General features: G+C 60.5%; 14 protein-coding genes. 5 read left to right on the top strand and 9 right to left on the bottom strand.

The genetic code is table 11. The features are described from left to right. Nucleotides 1-4: 4 nt before the first annotated feature. From ACE4YL_RS08990 to ACE4YL_RS08980, 3 genes are read right to left on the bottom strand one after another with little or no spacing between them, the layout of a single operon-like run. A complete protein-coding gene (locus ACE4YL_RS08990; RefSeq protein ID WP_461357940.1) occupies nt 5-1,342 on the bottom strand; it encodes a shikimate kinase in 1,338 nt (445 codons plus the stop codon). Between the two features lie 19 nt (nt 1,343-1,361). Continuing rightward, nucleotides 1,362-3,137, bottom strand: coding sequence for a M3 family oligoendopeptidase (locus ACE4YL_RS08985; protein WP_461357941.1), 1,776 nt, complete (start codon nt 3,135-3,137; stop codon nt 1,362-1,364). A gap of 14 nt (nt 3,138-3,151) precedes the next feature. Then, the gene (locus ACE4YL_RS08980) at nt 3,152-4,528 is read right to left on the bottom strand and encodes a tryptophanase (RefSeq protein WP_461369557.1); all 1,377 of its coding nucleotides are present in this window, start codon (nt 4,526-4,528) and stop codon (nt 3,152-3,154) included. A gap of 175 nt (nt 4,529-4,703) precedes the next feature. Between ACE4YL_RS08980 and ACE4YL_RS08975 the strand changes: the two genes are divergently transcribed. The 5 genes from ACE4YL_RS08975 to ACE4YL_RS08955 all read left to right on the top strand — a co-directional run bounded on the left by ACE4YL_RS08975 (nt 4,704) and on the right by ACE4YL_RS08955 (nt 11,862). Then, nucleotides 4,704-6,494, top strand: coding sequence for an ABC transporter ATP-binding protein (locus ACE4YL_RS08975; RefSeq protein ID WP_461358217.1), 1,791 nt, complete (start codon nt 4,704-4,706; stop codon nt 6,492-6,494). Nucleotide 6,495: 1 nt separating this feature from the next. Then, nucleotides 6,496-8,268, top strand: a complete 1,773-nt coding sequence (locus tag ACE4YL_RS08970; RefSeq protein ID WP_461360035.1) for an ABC transporter ATP-binding protein — start codon at nt 6,496-6,498, stop codon at nt 8,266-8,268. 100 nt (nt 8,269-8,368) lie between these two features. Next, nucleotides 8,369-9,235, top strand: coding sequence for a phosphatase PAP2 family protein (locus tag ACE4YL_RS08965; protein WP_461359099.1), 867 nt, complete (start codon nt 8,369-8,371; stop codon nt 9,233-9,235). 15 nt (nt 9,236-9,250) lie between these two features. Then, a complete protein-coding gene (locus ACE4YL_RS08960) occupies nt 9,251-10,423 on the top strand; it encodes an alanyl-tRNA editing protein (RefSeq protein ID WP_461359098.1) in 1,173 nt (390 codons plus the stop codon). A 104-nt stretch (nt 10,424-10,527) separates the two neighbouring features. Beyond that, nucleotides 10,528-11,862: a sensor histidine kinase gene (locus ACE4YL_RS08955; RefSeq protein WP_461359097.1), complete on the top strand. Its 1,335-nt coding sequence runs from the start codon at nt 10,528-10,530 to the stop codon at nt 11,860-11,862. Here ACE4YL_RS08955 and ACE4YL_RS08950 read toward each other — a convergent pair. The 6 genes from ACE4YL_RS08950 to ACE4YL_RS08925 form a co-directional block, all read right to left on the bottom strand. Further along, complete coding sequence (locus ACE4YL_RS08950) at nt 11,855-12,523, bottom strand: LbetaH domain-containing protein (RefSeq protein ID WP_461359096.1); 669 nt, start codon at nt 12,521-12,523, stop codon at nt 11,855-11,857. The genes ACE4YL_RS08955 and ACE4YL_RS08950 overlap by 8 nt on opposite strands. A 17-nt stretch (nt 12,524-12,540) precedes the next feature. Continuing rightward, nucleotides 12,541-13,347 (bottom strand): DUF368 domain-containing protein, encoded by an 807-nt coding sequence (locus tag ACE4YL_RS08945; RefSeq protein WP_461359095.1) that lies wholly within the window; start codon nt 13,345-13,347, stop codon nt 12,541-12,543. Beyond that, a complete protein-coding gene (locus tag ACE4YL_RS08940; protein WP_461359094.1) occupies nt 13,340-14,026 on the bottom strand; it encodes a Crp/Fnr family transcriptional regulator in 687 nt (228 codons plus the stop codon). Before ACE4YL_RS08940 ends, ACE4YL_RS08945 begins: the two co-directional genes overlap by 8 nt. 149 nt (nt 14,027-14,175) lie before the next feature. Beyond that, nucleotides 14,176-14,523: a hypothetical protein gene (locus ACE4YL_RS08935; RefSeq protein ID WP_461359093.1), complete on the bottom strand. Its 348-nt coding sequence runs from the start codon at nt 14,521-14,523 to the stop codon at nt 14,176-14,178. A 12-nt stretch (nt 14,524-14,535) separates the two neighbouring features. Further along, a complete protein-coding gene (locus tag ACE4YL_RS08930) occupies nt 14,536-15,729 on the bottom strand; it encodes a cation:proton antiporter (protein WP_461359092.1) in 1,194 nt (397 codons plus the stop codon). 55 nt (nt 15,730-15,784) lie between these two features. After that, nucleotides 15,785-17,632, bottom strand: coding sequence for a methyl-accepting chemotaxis protein (locus ACE4YL_RS08925; RefSeq protein ID WP_461360034.1), 1,848 nt, complete (start codon nt 17,630-17,632; stop codon nt 15,785-15,787). Nucleotides 17,633-17,883 lie beyond the last annotated feature (251 nt).

Genomic DNA, 17,883 nt, shown 5'->3' with positions numbered 1-17,883 from the left:
GCCTTCACACCTCCAGTTCAAAGGCCCGGAAAATGGTGCCGATGATCTCGGCCTCGGTTCCCGCGGCATCCACCCTTAAATCCGCGGCCGCGGCATAGAGGGGCCGCCGCCGGTGGTAGAGGGCGGCAGCCGCTTCCACCCCCTGGCTCAGGAGGGGGCGTCCACCTGAGACGCCGCAGCGCTGGAGGGCGATCTCCAAGGGCACGTCCAAATAGATGACAAGGGCGCCCAAGGCGTGGATCAGCTCCGCGGCCCCCGGCTGGATGGGCGCGCCTCCGCCGGCGGCCAAAACCAAGGGGCCCCGCTGGCTGAGTTCCTTTTCCAGGCACTCCCGCTCCAACCGCCGGAAAGCCGCTTCACCCCAGCGGGCAAAGATGTCTGCGATGCTCATCTGGGCATGGGATGAAATTCGTTCATCCAGATCCACAAAGGGCACGCCCAAGCGCCGGGCCAAGCGCTGGCCTATATAAGTTTTCCCCGCCCCCATGAATCCGCAGAGCACAAGCTTTACTGGGCTCACCTTAAGCACCTGCCAGGCCAGCTCCCTGCGGAGAAGCTCCAGCTCTCCCTGGAGCGCGCCCAAGTCCACCTCCGGATTCCAGATCCTCTGCGCGGCCACCGCCTGCTCCAGGAGCATCTGCAGCCCGCCCCGGGCCCAGATCCCCTGAGCCTTGGCCTTGAGCACCAAGCGGGTCGCGGTGGGGTTGTAGATGGTGTCAAAAACGGCACTAACACCGGCCAGCTCCCCCTCCCCCACGGGCAGTGCCCCCACCTGGGGCCACATGCCCAGGGGCGTGCCGTTCAGCAGCACTTCACAGGCCTCCCTGGAGCCAAAGCCGGCGCCGCGCACCTGGTCATAGCCCTGGGCTTGTAAGGCTTTCGCCAGCTCCTGGGCCTGCTGCAGCCGGCGGGAGCGGATCACGATCTCCGACGCCCCGGCCCTGGCCGCTTCCCAGGCCAGCACCCTGGCCACACCACCGGCGCCGAGGATGCACACCTTTTTTCCGGCCATGGGCACAGAGCAGCTGCGGAAACCCACCCCATCGGTATTGTGCCCCACACCTTGGTGCACAGTATTCACAGCCCCGTAAAGCCGGGCAGAAGGGGCGAGCTCCCGCAGGTAGGGAATGATCCTCTGTTTGTAGGGCAGCGTGCAGTTGAAGCCATCGAGTTCGGCCAGGAGCTGAGGCAGCTGCCGGTCCAGTTCCCCTTCCTCCAGCTCGTAGAGCTTGTACTCCCCCTTGATCCCCGCGGCCTCCATCAGCCGCCTGTGGATGAAAGGGGAAAGGCTGTGCTGCAGGGATTTTCCGATCAGCCCGTAACGGCGCAGCGTTCCAGCCACTAACGGTCCTCCTCCTGAACTAGTTGGCGGTGCGCAGAAACTCCTCCACGTCTTGAATGGTCAAACCCACCGCCGCTTCCCAGAAGTCCGGTTTGGTCAAATCCACACCCAGGTGCTTGCGGGCCAGATCCTCCACCGTCATGCGGGCGGTGTCCGCGAGAAGCGCCTTGTATTTCCCCGCGAAGCTCGGCCCTTCCGCCTTGGCCCGGGCATACACCCCGGAAGCAAAGAGGAAGCCGAAGGTGTATGGGAAGTTGTAAAACGGAGTTCTGGTGATGTAGAAATGGAGTTTGGATGCCCAGAAGTGGGGATGGTACTCCGTTAGGCTCCCTAAGAAGGCATCCCTCTGGGCCTGGGTCATCAGTTCATTCAGCTGCGGCGCGCTCACCATGCCCCGGCGGCGGGCTCCGTAGAACCTGGTTTCAAAGAGGAAGCGGGAATGAATATCCATGAAAAAGGCCACGCTGCGGCCGATCTTATCATCGAGCAGGGCCAGCTTCTCCCCGGGGGCCGCAGCCTGAATGGCCCCGTCCACCACCAAAAGCTCGTTGAAAGTGGAGGCCGTTTCCGCGACGTTCATGGCGTAGCGCCGCAGGACCATGGGTTGGTCTTTGAGCACATAACCATGGTAGGCGTGGCCCAGTTCATGGGCTAGAGTGCCCACGCTGTCCATGGTTCCCGCGTAGGTCATGAACACCCGGGATTCCTTGGTCACAGGGAAGGAAGTGCAAAAAGCACCTGGGCGTTTACCGCCCCTGTCCTCCGCTTCCACCCAGCGACTGTCCAGGGCTTTTTGGGTGAATTCAGCTATTTCCGGACTGAACTTGGCCAGCTGTTCCAGGACAAAGGAGGCACCCTCGGCAAAGGAGAGCTTCCTTCCCGCGGCGGCCAGGGGAGCGTTGAGATCGCACCAGGCAATGCCCTCCAAGCCCAAAAGTTCAGCCTTGCGCTTCAGGTACTTCACCAGGTGGGGCTTGCCCCCCTCCACCGCTGACCACATGGCCTCCAGGGTTTCCCGCCGCATGCGGTTGATCTCCAGGGGTTCGGAAAGCACATCGTCCCAGCCCCGGTTTTTGTACAGGTTCAGGCGGAAACCGGCCAGGCGGTTGAGGACGCTGGCGAAAAGTTCCTCTTCCTGCGCCCAGGCCTGCTCGTACTTGGCAAAGACCTCCCTGCGCAGCTGCGGGTCGGGATCCGCCAGCAGGTTGGCGGCCTGGCCCATGGAAAGCCTCTGCACGGAGCCATCGCGCTCCACTTCGATGCCCATGCGGCCCACCAAAGTGTAGTAGAGCTGGGACCAGGCGTGGTAGCCGTCCACGGCCAGATCGATGGCCAGATTCTCCCGCTGGGGATCCATCTGCCTTTGGGCCAGCTTCCTGCGTTCGTTGAGGTAAAACTCCAGCTCCTTGAGGTCAGGGTCGGAAAGGAGCTCCTCCCAGCGGTCTTGGGGGATGTCCGCAAAGAGGTGATGGATGCGGGTCTGCACAGCTCCCAGGGCTGCCCCCATCTGCCCCAGATCCCCTTCCAACAGGCGGGCCTGGGCATCGTGGACATTTTGGGCAGTCAAACAGCCCACAAAGGCGGAACACTGGCTGAAGTGCATGACCAGATCCTGCACCTCGTCCAGCAGGCGCTTAAGCTCCGGAGCGTCCAGCTCCGGGATGAGGCCTTCCACCCACTGTCCCAACCTCGCTAGGCGCTCCTTGATTTCTTCCAGCTGCCGCCGAAGCTCAAGCGAAGAGCTGCCCCCAGGGAAGATGCTCTCCAAATCCCAGTTCACTTTCGCTTTGTCCATAGTTATCCCCTTTCTCAATCCACTAGTCTAAAGCGGGCGGTAAAGTGCCGCAGAATGGGCGGCTCATATTCAAAGGCTACGCCTTTGATCTTTTCTTTCTGCTCGCATACCCTGATCACCGCATCGGCGATATAGCGCATGTGGTTGTCGGTGTAGGTGCGCCTGGGGATGGTCAGGCGCAACAGCTCCAGCTCCGCCAGGCCGTCTTCCCCCGTCTGGGGATCCCGGCCGTAGAGGAGTGAGCCGATTTCCACGGCGCGGATACCGCTTTCTATGTACAGCGCCACCGCAAAGGCATGGGCCGGATACTGCGTTTTCGGCATCTCAGGCAGGATGCGGCCCACATCCACAAACACGGCATGGCCGCCAACGGGGGACTGGACCGGCACGCCCGCCTGCTGCAGCTGCCTGCCCAGGAATTCCACCTGGCCGATGCGCTGGCGCAGATACTCTTCCTGCACCACTTCCTTCAGGCCGATGGCCAAAGCTTCCATGTCCCTACCTGCCAGGCCCCCGTAGGTGGGAAAGCCCTCATAGGGGACAACCAAGGCCTGGCAGGCCCGGAAGAGCTCCTCATCTTCCTTCACCGCCAAAATCCCGCCGATATTCACCAGCCCATCCTTTTTGGCGCTCATGGTCAGGGCATCGCCGCAGGAGAACATCTCCGTGACAATCTCCAGAATGCTCCTTTGGGCGTAGCCCTCTTCCCTCTGCTTGATGAAATAGGCGTTTTCCGCAAAGCGGGCGCTGTCAATGATCACCGGGATCTTGTACTTCTGCCCCAGGGCGTAGGCCCCCCGCATGTTGGCCAGGGACACGGGCTGGCCGCCAACGCTGTTGCAGGTCACGGTGGTAACAATGGCCGCTATGGTCTCGGCCCCGTGCTCCAGGATGAACCTTTCCAGGGCCTCCAGATCAAAATTACCCTTAAAGGGGTAGTCGGTGGTGGTGTCCAGGGCCTCGGGGGTGATGAAGTTCACCGCCCGGGCTCCCGCCAGCTCAATATGGGCTTTGGTGGTGTCGAAGTGCATATTCCCCAAAACATACTTCTTCCCTCCCCGCACCAGATGGGGGAAGATGATCTGCTCGGCTCCCCTGCCCTGGTGCGTGGGCAGGACATAGCGGTAGCCGGTGATGCTCTGTACCGTCTCCTCCAGGTGGTAAAAGTTGCGGCTGCCGGCGTAGGCCTCATCACCCAGCATCAAGCCGGCCCACTGGCGATCGCTCATGGCCCCGGTGCCGCTGTCGGTGAGCAGGTCGATGTACACCTGTTCACTGCGCAATAAAAACGGGTTATACCCCGCTTGAGCTATGCACTCTTCCCGTTCCGGCCGAGCTAAGAGCGTAATGGGCTCCACCATCTTGATCTTAAACGGTTCCGGTTGATACATACTACAACTCCCTTCCAGTTCCCCAGATTTGCCCCATCCTTATTAACACTATTACGATTTCTTAACCGGAATCCCTGTCAGGACCAGGTAAAGTTTTGCTTGCCACCAGCTACCAACCGTGCTATATTGATAAAAGGTGTATTAGAACTATTAACAAGAAAGGAGGCATCAGAGCATGAAATCCCTGCGGATCTTGTGGAACTACATGGCAAACAATCGACTGCTCTACCTTGGGGCCATTCTATCTGTGGCCTTGGCGGCGCTGGCCAGCGTGTCCGGACCGTTAGTGATTCGCATCACCATCGACTCGGTCATCGGAGATCAGCCCGTCGCGGCACCACCATTGATACGAAGTTTTGTGGAAAGCATAGGCCAAAGATTTTGGGTCCCTGGGATAGTGTTGATTGGTATCACAGCATTCCGGGGACTTTTTATGTTCTTAAGGGGCAGGCTTTCCGCCCAGGCCAGTGAAACCATCGCCAAAAACATCCGTGACCGGATCTTCGACCACATTCAGCGCCTACCGTACAAATACCATAAAGAAGCGGATACCGGGGATCTCATGCAAAGATGCACCTCAGACATTGAGACCATCCGCCGCTTCTTAGGGGTGCAGCTGGTGGAAGTGGGCAACGCCCTGTCCTTGGTGATCCTGATCGGCACCATCATGCTCCTGGCGGATCGGCGCATGGCCCTGATTGCCATGGCGGCGGTGCCCGTGCTGTTTACCTCTGCCGCGGTGTTCTTCCGCAAGGTCAGGGAGGCCTTCCGGGAAGCGGATGAAACGGAAGCGGAACTCACCTCAGTCCTGCAGGAAAACCTCACCGGCATCCGGGTGGTGAGGGCCTTCCACAACCAGGATTACGAGATCAAGCGCTTCACAGCCAAGAACGAAGTGCACCGGGATAAGGTGTACCGGCTGATCTGGCTCTTGGCCTGCTACTGGTCTTCCAGCGACTTCATCGCCTTCCTGCAGATCGGAGTGGTGCTGGTGGCCGGCGCCTACTTCACCGCCCGGGGGGAGCTCACCATCGGCACCATGGTCCTCTTCAGCACCTACACGGGGATGCTCCTTTGGCCCGTGCGCCAGCTGGGGCGGATCCTAACCGACATGGGTAAGGCCTTGGTGGCCGCGGAAAGGCTGCAGGAGGTTTTGGACGAACCCCAGGAGGTGCTCCTGGAAAGCCACAAGCAGCCCCCCATCAAGGGCCATGTGGTCTTTGAAAATGTCTGCTTCGGCTATGAACCGGGCCAGCCGGTTTTGAAAAACGTGAGCTTTTCGGTGCTCCCGGGGCAAACCGTGGGCATTTTAGGCCACACCGGTTCTGGCAAGAGCTCCCTGGTGCAGCTCCTGGCCCGCCTCTATGACTACGACCAGGGTTCCATCACCATCGACGGGGTGGAACTGAAACACATCGACAAGCGCTGGATCCGCAAACACGTGGCTGTGGTGCCCCAGGAACCCTTCTTGTTTGCCAAGACGATCCGGGAGAACATCACCCTGGCCGTGGGGGATGTGCCCGACGAGGAGCTGCACGCCATCTGCCGGGAGGCGGCGATTCACGATGTGATCTTAAGCTTCGATCAAGGCTACCAAACCCTGGTGGGCGAACGGGGCATCTCCCTATCTGGGGGCCAAAAACAGCGGGTGGCCATCGCCCGGGCGCTGATTACCAAGAGTCCCATCCTGATTTTCGATGACTCCTTGAGCGCTGTGGATACCGAGACGGAGCTGGCTATCCGCAACGCCCTGAAACAGCGGGCCCAAAGGGCCACCACCTTCCTCATCTCCCATCGGGTGTCCAGCCTGTCCAGCGCCGATCTGATCCTGGTGCTGGAGGACGGGGAGATTGTGGAACGGGGAACCCACGAGGAGCTCATGGCCCTAGGGGGCACCTACAAACGCATCTGGCAGATCCAAAACCGCTTGGAAGCTGAAGCCGCCGCACAGAAAGAGGGTGATTGAGATGCAGCCTGAATGGCAAGAGGAAGTCCATGAGGAAAAGATAGACCTGGGGCTCTGGCGCCAGATTCTAAGGCTAGCCCGGCCCTACAGGCGCTATATCGCCCTGTCCATCTGCAGCACCGTGGCCCTGGCCGCGGGAGACGCCGCTTTTCCCTACATGACCAAAGTGGCCCTGGATCGCTTTGTGATCCCCCAAACCACTGAGGGGTTGGGCTGGTTTGGCGCCGCCTTCCTGGGCCTGGTGTTCTGGCAGTCCCTAAACCTCTACCTGTTCATCTCCATGGCGGGAAAGGTAGAGTCGGGCCTGACCTACACCATCCGCAATGAGGGTTTTATCCACCTGCAGCGGCTGTCCTTTTCCTTCTATGACAAAAGGGCCACCGGCTGGCTGCTGGCCAGAATGACCAGCGATGCCAACAGGCTCGGCGAAATCGTTTCCTGGAGCCTGATTGACCTGCTCTGGGGTGCCGCGGCCATGGTGCTTTATTCGGTGGTGATGCTGCTTTTGAACTGGCGCCTGGCCCTCTTGACCATGGTGGTGATCCCGCCCTTGGCGGTGGCTAGCCTCTACTTCCAGAAACAGATCCTCAGGGCCTACCGGGAAGTGCGCCGGTTGAACTCCCGGATCACCGGGGCGTTCAACGAAGGCATCATGGGTGCCACCACCACGAAGATCTTGAGCCGGGAGGAAAAGAACCTGGAGGAGTTCGCCGCCCTCACCGGCACCCACCGGGCGGCCAGCATCAAAGCGGCGACCTTTTCCGCCCTGTTCATGCCCATCGTGCTGGTCCTTTCCAGCGTGGGCACGGGGCTCACCCTCTGGCGGGGCGGCACGGGGGTGGCCGCGGGTACCATCAGCTACGGTGTGCTGGCAGCCTTCATCTCCTACGCCGCACAGTTTTTCGAGCCGGTGCGGGAGATCGCCAGGATCTTTGCGGAGCTGCAGATGGCCCACGCGGCGGCGGAACGGGTGATGGGTCTTTTGAACACAGTGCCGGAAATCCAGGACCGTCCGGGGCTGAAAAACGAGTGGCCCCGGCTGCGGGGAGCCATCCGCTTTGAAAACGTCTCCTTCGCCTACAACCCCCAGGAGCCGGTCCTGGAGAACTTCAACCTGGAGATCGAGCCGGGGCAGATCGTGGCCCTGGTGGGGGAAACGGGCTCTGGGAAGAGCACCATCGTCAACTTGGTCTGCCGCTTCTATGAACCGACCCAGGGACGGATCCTCATCGACGGTGTGGACTACCGGGAGCGGCCCCTGGCCTGGCTGCAGAGCAACCTCGGCTGTGTGCTGCAAAATCCCCACCTCTTCTCCGGCACCATCCGGGAAAACATCCGCTACGGCCGGCTCAGTGCCACCGATGCGGAGGTGGAAGAGGCCGCCAAGCTGGTCAACGCCCATGATTTCATCTGCAAGCTGCCCAAGGGCTACGATACGGAGGTGGGTGAAGGGGGCGGTCTGCTCTCCACCGGCCAAAAGCAGCTCATCTCCTTTGCCCGGGCCATCCTGGCCGATCCAGCCATCTTCATCCTGGATGAAGCCACCTCCTCCATTGACACCGAAACGGAGCAGCTGATCCAGAAAGCCATGGAGACGGTGCTCAAGGGGCGCACCAGCTTCATCATCGCCCACAGGCTCTCCACGGTGCGCTTTGCCGATCTGATCCTGGTAATCCGAGACGGCAAGGTGATCGAGCAGGGAACCCACCGGGAGCTGCTCCAGCAGAAAGGGTACTACTACCGCCTCTACACCAATCAGTTTCTGGAAAGCTAATCTGCAGGCCCGGGTCCCACCCGGGCCTATCCCTTTGGCAGGACATAGCGGTGGCGGCTGCGAATATAAACTGCAAACCACCTGAAGGAGGAGCTCTGGTATGTCTGGTCTGGACGTGATTCTCTGGCTGCAGGAGTACGCTAATCCCGCCCTCACTGCCTTTTTCCGGGCGGTGACCAACCTCGGTTCCGTGGAGTTTTACATGCTGGCCATACCCCTCATCTACTGGCTGGTGGACAAACACTTCGGCTTTCGCTTTGCCGTCTTTTTCGTCTTTTCCGCCTACGTGAACTCCGGCTTGAAGTATATCGCCCGCACCGAGCGGCCCCCCCGGGAGCTGCGCCTGGCGGTCCAGGAAGGGTATGCCTTTCCCAGCGGCCATGCTCAAGGCAGCACAGTATTCTGGGGTCTCTTGGCCCTGCGGCTGAGGAAGCGTTGGGCCTACTGGGGCGCGGCTCTCCTCATTTCCCTGGTCAGCCTATCCCGCCTGTACTTAGGTGTGCACTGGCCCATCGATATCGCCGGCGGTCTGGCTGCGGGCCTGATCCTGCTTTTGATCTACTCCCGCCTGATCAATATCGACCTGACCAAGATCGAACTTCCCACCTGGCTGCTGGGTTCGGTTCTGGTCGCGGCTCTACTCTACATCCTGCACCCCGCGGGGGACGGCCCCATGACTGTGGGCTTTCTCTTGGGGGCTTTCCTCGGCTACCGCCTGGAGCTCAGCTATGTAGGCTTTAAAGAGGAGGCAGCAGCCCACCACCAGGTGCTCAAGGCGGCAGTTGGCTTGGTGGTGCTGTTTCTGCTGAGAACAGCGCTGAAACCCGTTTTGAGCTGGCTGCCTGGAGGTTTGGCCACAACGACGCGCTACACCCTCCTGGGCCTGTGGGCAACGCTGGGTGCACCCTACATCTTCGCCAAACTGGGCTGGCACAAAAAAGACCCCACCCTCACCGCAGCCCAGTGATCCAGAAAGGAAGTGTTGATCATAGCGAAGCTCTACTACTCGCAACCCTGGCTCCGGGAACTGGACACGCGGATCACCTCTCAGCGCGAGGTAGAAGGCAAATACCTCGTGGTGCTGGCGGAAACCATTTTTTACCCCACTGGGGGCGGGCAGCCCCATGACCTGGGCACGATCAACGGAATACCGATCCTGGACGTCTTTGAAGAGGACGGGACTGTCTTCCACGTGCTCCCCGAGCCCCTGGAGGGAAGCTCCGCCCACGGGGTTTTGGATTGGCCCCGCCGCCTGGACCACATGCAGCAGCACAGCGGACAGCATCTCTTGTCCGCCATCTTTCAGGATGAATACGGCTACAGGACGGAAAGCTTCCATCTGGGCGCTGAATACTGCAGCATCGACATTACCACCCCGGACCTTACCCGCCAAGAGCAGCTAGCCGCGGAAGCCCGGGCCAATGAGCTGATCCTGGAGGATCTGCCGGTTTTCACCTACACACTCCAGCCCGAAGAGTTCGGGCAGGTGCCCCTGCGCAAAATCCCTGATCTGCCAGGTCCCCTGCGCATTGTGGAAATCCAGGGTTTCGACTATTCCCCCTGCTCCGGGACGCATGTGGGCAAAACGGGGCAGATCGGGCTCTTGAAAATCCTCAAGGCGGAAAGGTACAAGGGCATGACCAGGGTGTACTTCCTCTGCGGCGGCCGCGCCCTGGAGGATTACCGGCGCAAACACGAGATCTGCTCTGAGCTGGTGGCCCTGTTGGCCGTGCCCGAGGGGGAAGTGGTAGAGCGGGTCAGCGCTGACCTGGAGCGCAGAAAAGAGCTGGAAAAGCTGGTGGAAGAGCTCCAGGGAGAGCTCCTGGAGCTGCGGGCCCGGGAACTGGTCAGCCGAAGCGAGGGTCCCTTTTTCCTGGAGCTGCCGGAAGCGAGTATTCCTGAAGCCCAAAGGCTGGCCCGGGCGGTGCTCAATCTCACCCAGGCCCTTGTGGTGATCAACCTCGGTGAGCGGCTGGTGCTGGCCCACAACCTGCCAGCAGGTCCCAACCTGGGCCAGCTGATCAAAGACCAGGCCCAGCCCCTGGGGGGCCGGGGCGGAGGGAGCCCCACCGCCGCCCAAGTGTATTTCCCCGATCCCGGGCGGCTCCAGGAGTTCCTGGGCGTTCTTCGTCAAGAAATCGCGGGAAAGAGCTGAATTATTAGGAAATGGTGGGAATTAAAGGAATTTGTCGATAGGAAAAACCAGGAACGCGTCGAAGAGCCCTTTAGTGAATTCGTGCACAAAAAGGGGCTGATTGCATGTGGCCGTGGGTTGGGGCAATAGCCGGCCGCTTTTTCCTCGAGTGCGTGCAGGTTTTCTGCGCACTGCGCCTTCTGCGCCGGGACGCACCGGACTGGAAAATTGCTTCCTTTGCTGCGCTGCAGAGCCTATCCACAGTTGTGGTGGTGCGGGTGTTCCCCGTACTGGAGCTGAACTTCCTGCTCCTTTCCATCACCTACCTAATCTACTTCATCTGGATCTTTGAGGCTGAGCTGTTCCCCGATGCCCTCTTTGCCTACCTGCTCCCCCTCTCCCTCCATGCCCTGGGCACGTCCATCTTTCCGCCCCTGTTCACCCGCCATTTCCCCCAGGTGCTGCGCACCCCCTTCGCCGCCAGGGTGCTGGGCCCAGCTGAGGAGTTCACCGCCTATCTCCCCAGCATTCTGCTGGCCTGTTACTTCGTCCTGACGGACAGACCAAGAAAAAATGAGGCAGACCCCTCGGCCGAGGTCCACAGCTATGCAGGCTGGGCACTGATCTTTTTGAGCCTGCTGATCTCCTGCCGCCAGATCACTTCCATCCTCAGGTCTGGGGCCCTACCCAGCGGGACCTGCCTCAGCCTCTTGGGCGCCGATCTGGTGGCCTTCCCCACCCTCATCTTTGTTCTGCACCAGTATTCCCAGAAGGAGCGTAGATGCGAAAAGGTGCTCCAGTACCATGTGAAGCGGAGCACCGTCCAGGAAGCCGCCCTGCGCACCCTGCGGGAAGAACGCCATGAGCTGCTCAATGAGCTCACCTTGATCTCCACCTACGTGGAGATGGGGAAAAGGGAAGAAGCCCTGAGCAGCATCGCCTTCAGCGCGGCCAAGCTCTCTGATCGCCACAACTACTCCACCCTACCCGCGGACGCCTGGACCACAGTTCTTCAGGTCAAGGCGGCGGAAGCTGAGCGTTTGGGCATCCATTTCTCCCTGGATCTCCAGGCGGAGCCGCCTGAGCACTTCCACGAGCAGCGGCTGCTGCCCAAGGTGATCATGAACCTACTGGATAACGCCTTTGCCGCAGTGGCCAAGCAGGAAGAGAAACTGGTCAAGCTGCACTGGTCAATGGACGGGCAGGGCCAGCGGGTGCTCAGCGTGAGCAACAACGGACCGGAGATCAGCCCCCTGGAAGGAAAGCGCATCTTCCGGGGCGGCGTGACCAGTAAAGAAGACCCCTCGGGCCACCACGGCTGGGGTCTGGTCATCTGCAACCGCATCGCGGAAGAGCTGGGAGGCAGCCTCACCTACACCAGCTCTCCAGAACTGACCACATTCACGCTCACTCTTCCCGATGCCTCCGTGCAGAAGCAGCCGCAGGTGCCCGCTACTTAGCTCTGTAAGGGACCAGCTCCTTCCCGCCTTTGTAAATCATACCGCTGGGGATGAAGCCCCGCACCGAAGTCACGGGATAGATGAGGCTGCCCGCTCCCACCAGGGTGCCGGGGTTTAGCACCGCGTTACAGCCCACTTCCACCCCATCGCCCACAATGGCGCCGAACTTGCGCAGGCCCGTCTCCACCACGGTATCCCCCACTTTTACCTTCACAGGCTCTTTGGTGGACTTGAAGTTGGAGATGATCGCGCCCGCGCCCAGGTGGGCGCCGCGGCCTAAGATGGAATCGCCCACGTAGTTAAAGTGGGGCAGCTGGACCTGGGAAAACAAAATGGCCTGCTTCACTTCGCTGGCGTTGCCCAAGACAACGCCATCCCCCGCGATCACGTTACCCCGCACAAAGGCATTGGGCCTAATCTCGCAGTTTCTGCCGAAAACCGCAGGTCCGTGGAAACGGGCGGTATCCGCGACCGTGGTCCCTTCCCCCACCCACACGCCGGGGGCGATCTGCCGGTAGGCGGAGCGCTTCTCCTCCACCAGCTTCTCCAGGAGTTCGGCGATGCGGGGGAGCACTTCCCAGGGGTACTGGACACCGGCAAACAGATCCGCTACGGGACAGCCCTCCAGACTGAAAAACTCCTCTAGTTTCAAGTCAAGCACATGGAACACCCCTTACCCTAGTTGTTGCGATGGAAAAAGGAGGCAATAAGCGCGCCTGCGCCAAAGAGCACCAGGCAGAGCAGCCACTCCAGCCCCCAGCGGGGGAAGCCGGGAAAGGCGGCGGCCAAAGAACCGAGCATCAGTCCCAGGATGGCATAGTAAACCTGGCCGAACCCCTTCCCCAGCAGCCAGTTCATCCCCTTGGCAGCCAACAGCAAACCGGGCACAAACCCCACGGCCGCGGGCAGCAATATGCCCAAGTCCAGCTGGGCCACTGCCCCCAAGAGCTCCCGATAGACCCCTAAAGCCAGCAGCAGCATGGAGACGCTGAGACCCGGGATCACAAGCCCCGCCCCGACGATGCCCCCCTTAAGCACATGTCCCCAAAGGCCCAGCCGCGCCCAAGCGGACCCTTCCGCCGCGGGCAGCCAGCTCACCGCCAGGGGCAACAGCACTGCAGCGGCAAAGCTCAGGCCATGGGAAAACCCGAAACCTTGGGCATTGGCGGCGCGGTAAACCGCAGGTAGGCCCGCCAAGACCAGGCCGATGAAAAAATACAGGGTGGGTCGGGGATAGTGGGCAAAGAAAAACTCCAGGATCCTGCTGAACAAAAGCACACAGACCCCTGCCCCCAGTCCCAGGGGCAGAAAGAACTTGAGATGCCCCCGCCAGTTCTCCCAGGGCTTGGCGATGGCCGCCACCATCGGTTCGTAGAGCCCCAAGGCCATGGCCAGAACGCCGCCGCTCACTCCGGGCACGATCATGGCCAGGCCCAGGACAAAACCGCTCCCCAAGCAGTACCAAAACCCTCTTTGCTCAGCCACGTTCCAGGACCCCTTCCAAACCCCGCCGATCCCTGATGATAATTCTTCGCTGGCCCACCTGCTCGATCAAACCCTGGGCCTCAAAGGAGGAGAGCTTGCGGCTCAAGGTTTCGCTGGTCATGCCCATCTGGGAGGCCAGATCCTTCTTGCTTAGGGCCAGCTCAATCTCGCTGCTCCCGGCGCTGAGATCCAAAAGCGCCTGGGCCAGGCGCCTTTCCACCGAATGCAGGCTGATCTCTTCCAGGAGCTGTTCCGTCTGCTCCAGGCGCTGGCTCAGCTCTTCCAGGACCTTAAAGGCGATGCTGGGATACTTGGCCATCAGCTCCCGCAGGCGGCTGGCTTCCATCACGCACATGGTACACTCTTCCAAGGCCTCGGCGTAATGCTGCATGGGGGAAGAGGTAAACAAGGCCAGCTCCCCAAGGAAATCACCGGGTTCCATGACCCGCAGGATCTGTTCTTTGCCTGCAGCGCTGAGGCGGTAAAGCTTCACCAAACCGGAATGGATGACAAACAGGCTGTGCACCTGATCACCCATGCCATAAAGCAGTTCGCCCTTGGCTAGGCTTTTCTGCCGGGTGATCTGAGCCACTTCCTGCTTTTCCCCGGCGGTAAGATGCTGGAAAATGGGCACCCGGTCAATGCAGGTGGCCGTTTGTCCATGGCAGTAACACTTCACATCTCCACCCCCGTCCTTTGGGAAATCACTTCAACTGCCCTGGGGCAGATTCCTGCGCCGAAGGTTCTCCCACCCCAATTTATTCGCCGCTGAATGATCCAAGAACGACAAGGAAAATCCCCACTGCAAGAACCCAGTGGGGACATGGCTTACCCTCTTTTCAGCTCATACACCTGACCGATGGGTAGGGAGAACATAAAGCCCACACTGGGGTGATCCGCATCCCCCAGTACATCCCTGACCGCTTCCACAGTCCTTTCCACGAGCTCCTCGCTGTCCAGCACGGTGAAGATGGTTTTGTTGTACGGCCTTGCTCCTTCCAGGAGTGCCTTGAGGGAACCAAAGAGGGGATAGTCCCTGCCCCGGCTGCTCACCAGGGCGCTGGCCATACCTTGACTGTCCAAAATGGTTGCACCCTGCACTCCCACATCCACAAAACGGGCTAAGATCTCATCCAGGTAATCAGTATCGTTCAAAACCAAGAACAAGGCATACATAGCCGTCCTCCTCTAGCCAATCAATTGTCGTCCCAAACCAGTGACCTCTTCCGCCCTGGCGAAGGCTGCCCTGGCGAGCCTGGGACCCAGGGCTTCCAAAAGGAGCACGCTCAGCACCATGATCACTGTAAAGGTCCCGCTGTATTGGGGAAAATACCTGTGCAGCAAGGCGGCCAGAGCCAACGACACACCACCCTGGGGCAGAAGTAAAACCCCCAGGTATTTCTGCACCTTAGGTTCCGCCTGCGCAGCCCAGGCGCCAACCCAAGTGCCCAGAAGCTTCCCGGCGGCCCTGGCGAGGATATACGCTGCGCCCAAGGCCAACAGGGGCAGCAGGCCCGCCAGCTGCAAACTGGCCCCCACCAAGGTGAAAAAGAGCAGGTAAATGGGTGGGGTAAAGCTGTTTAGGCAGAAAAACACCCGGGGAGCGCCGCTGCCCAGATTGGCCAGCATCAAACCGAGCACGATGTTGGCCACCAGGGGCGAGAGGCCCAAAAGGTAGGCTCCCCCCGCTGCCACCAGAATCATCGCCAGGCTCATAATCAAAAGCTCGTCCGTATCCCCCGCCTTCTTTGCCAGGAAGGCGAAAATGACACCCAAAACTCCTCCCAGGATCACACTTCCGCCCAGTTCCAGCAGGGGTGTGCTCACCAGCTGCCATCCAGAGCCCCCTCCCTGGACAGCCCCATGGGCCCGGGCCAGGGATAGGACCAGGGCGAAAAGGACTACCCCCAGCACCCCGTTGACGGCCGCAACGGGCAGGAGCGTGCTGGCCACCGCACCCCGGGCGCGATACTGGCGCATCACCATGAGCGCGGCGGTGGGGGCGGAGCCAACGGCAGCCGTAGCCATGATCAGGCTGAAGGTGAGGTCCTGCCTCAACAGGAAGTAAAGGAGGCCAAAGACAGCAAAAACGGTCCCGGCCACCTCCCCTAAGGTGATGGCCAAAAAGGACCTGTCCACTCCTTGCAGATCTTTAAAGACCAATTCACTGCCGATCTTAAAGGCAACCACAGCTAAAACCACTTCCCCGGCAATAAACAGGGCAGCAAGTTCTGCGCCGGAGATGAGGCTGAAAAGCGAAGGGCCGAGGATCAGGCCGGCCAAAAGGTAGCCAAACAGTTTGGATACCCCCGCGGATTTGGCAAGCTTACCGGCTAAACAGCCTGCTAAAGTGAGAATTGCCGCCTTGAAGAGCAGAACCACAGCCTCGCCTCCCGATCCAAATATAGCACAAGGGCGAAGGCGTTGTCAAAACGCCTCAGCCCCCGAGTTGGAACTGCCCCATAAGTCCGTTTAACCTAGCCGCCATTTCCATCAAGTCCTGGGCGGCATTGGCCACCTCCTGCATGGAGGCCGCCTGCTCCTCCGCGGCACTGGCTATGTCGTGCCCGCCGCCGCTGATCTCCTGTAGCCCCGCGCTGAAGTCTTCCGCCTGCCTTTGGATCTGGCCCACCGCGGCCAGGATGCCCGTGAGGATCTCGCTGCTGCGCTGCACATCGCGCAAAGCCGTTTCCGCCTGCTGCGCGCCTGCCCCCATGGCGTCCACAGTGGCGGCAATACCGCTTTGGATTTCCCTAACGAGCTCCTCGATGTCCTTGGCAGCCGCGGCCGACTCTTCCGCCAGTTTGCGTACTTCTTCAGCAACCACGGCAAAGCCCCGCCCGTGTTCACCGGCCCGGGCCGCCTCGATGGCCGCATTCAGGGCCAAAAGGTGGGTTTGCTCAGCGATGGCACTGATGGCGTGCACGATGCTGCCGATCTGGCCAGAAAGCCCGCCTAAACTGTTCACATCCCCGGCCAGACTCTGGGTCTGATCACGGAGGGCCTGCATCTGGCGGACAATCTGGGCAACGGCCTCCGTTCCCTCTGCAGCCTGGCTGGAAACCTCCTGAACGGTCTCGTTCATGGCCTGCGCATTGCTGTTCAGGGTATCCAGGGTGCTGGAAAACTCGTTGGTGATACTGGCCACCTCTTCCACCGAAGCACTGACCTCCTGGGCGGTGGAAGCGAGCTTGGCGCTGGTGTCGGCTAGCTTGGCCGTTGAGCTGGAAACCACGCCGAGCATCTCTTTCATGCTCTCCATGGTTCTGTTCACCGCCCGGCCCACCGCGCCGATCTCATCTCGGGCGCGAACCTGCGCCTGCCGCCTCAGATCTCCCGAGGCAGCCGCTTCAATGGCCGCCTGCACTTCCTGGAGCGGCCTGGCGATGCGGCCGGCGAGCAGTAGGGCCCCCAAGACGCCCACCACCAGGAAAGCCGCTGAGGCCGCAATAAAGAAGGTGCGCAGGGCGTACACATCCCCCAGCACATCCCCTTCCAGGGCCCCCACACCGATCATCCAGCCTGTGGAACTGGCCGGGGCAAAGCCAACAATTCTCCCCGTTCCCTCTTCCACATAGCGGACCACACCGGTGCTGCCCACTCCCAAATCCAACACGGCCGCGCCAAGCTCACCCCCATCGGTAAACAGATTCCTCTGCTCCAGGACATAATCCCGGTTGGGGTGGGCAAACAAAGTGCCTTCTGGACCGAGGATCATAGCCCAACCGCTGGCGCCAAAGCCCAGCCTGTCGGTGATCTCGCTGAGGGCTAGACCGTCCCGCACTCCCAAAAGGACACTGGTAATCTCGCCTTTATCCCTGATGGGCACAGCATAGAGCAAAACCAGACTGCCATCCACTTCACTAACCAGAAGATCGGAAACAACGCTGCTCCCGCCGAAGGCCCCCCTGATGAACTCGTCCTCACCCAAATTGGTTGTGGTACCGTCGGTAAACCGGGCCAGCCCTTGGGCATCAACTACACCCAAGGCGGTATACAGCCCCAGGCGTTCTGCCTCTGCTTGGAGGATGGCCCGCTGCATGGCCCAGCCCATGCTGGACACTTCGGGTCTGGCGGCGATGGTTTCCAGCGCGGCTAGTTCCACCTGAAACCTGGTTTCCAGATACTCCACCGCCTCCTGTGCCTGCATGATCAGGGCCGCCTCCACCTGCTTGATCACCGCAGCTGAACTCCGCAGGTACGCCATGAGGCCCAGCCCCGCGCTTACCACCAGCACCAAAACGCCCACAAAAACAGCGATACGTAGTGCAATTCCTTGTTTCAATGCATACACCCACCCTTAGTTTGGCATCGTTCCCTAAAGACCAGCTCACCCCGGTTATTATCACATTTATTGCCAAATCAGTCAAGCTCCGGGAACCTGTCTACCAGGCACGCAGAAATGCAACTCTAAATGAAACGGATTTTCGCTCGTCTTCTCTCTGACTCAACGAAGGGTTTCTGTTCCTCGCTCGGCTTGGTTTATCCTGCTCGTGCCAGACTTTCCACCGCTTCCCATGCAGATATGCCGTTTAG

It is taken from the genome of Candidatus Darwinibacter acetoxidans, from assembly GCF_041936445.1.
Classification (GTDB): domain Bacteria; phylum Bacillota; class Limnochordia; order Darwinibacteriales; family Darwinibacteriaceae; genus DTU010.
The sequence above is the reverse complement of the archived record's forward strand: the minus strand, read 5'-3'. Positions and strand labels throughout refer to the sequence as shown.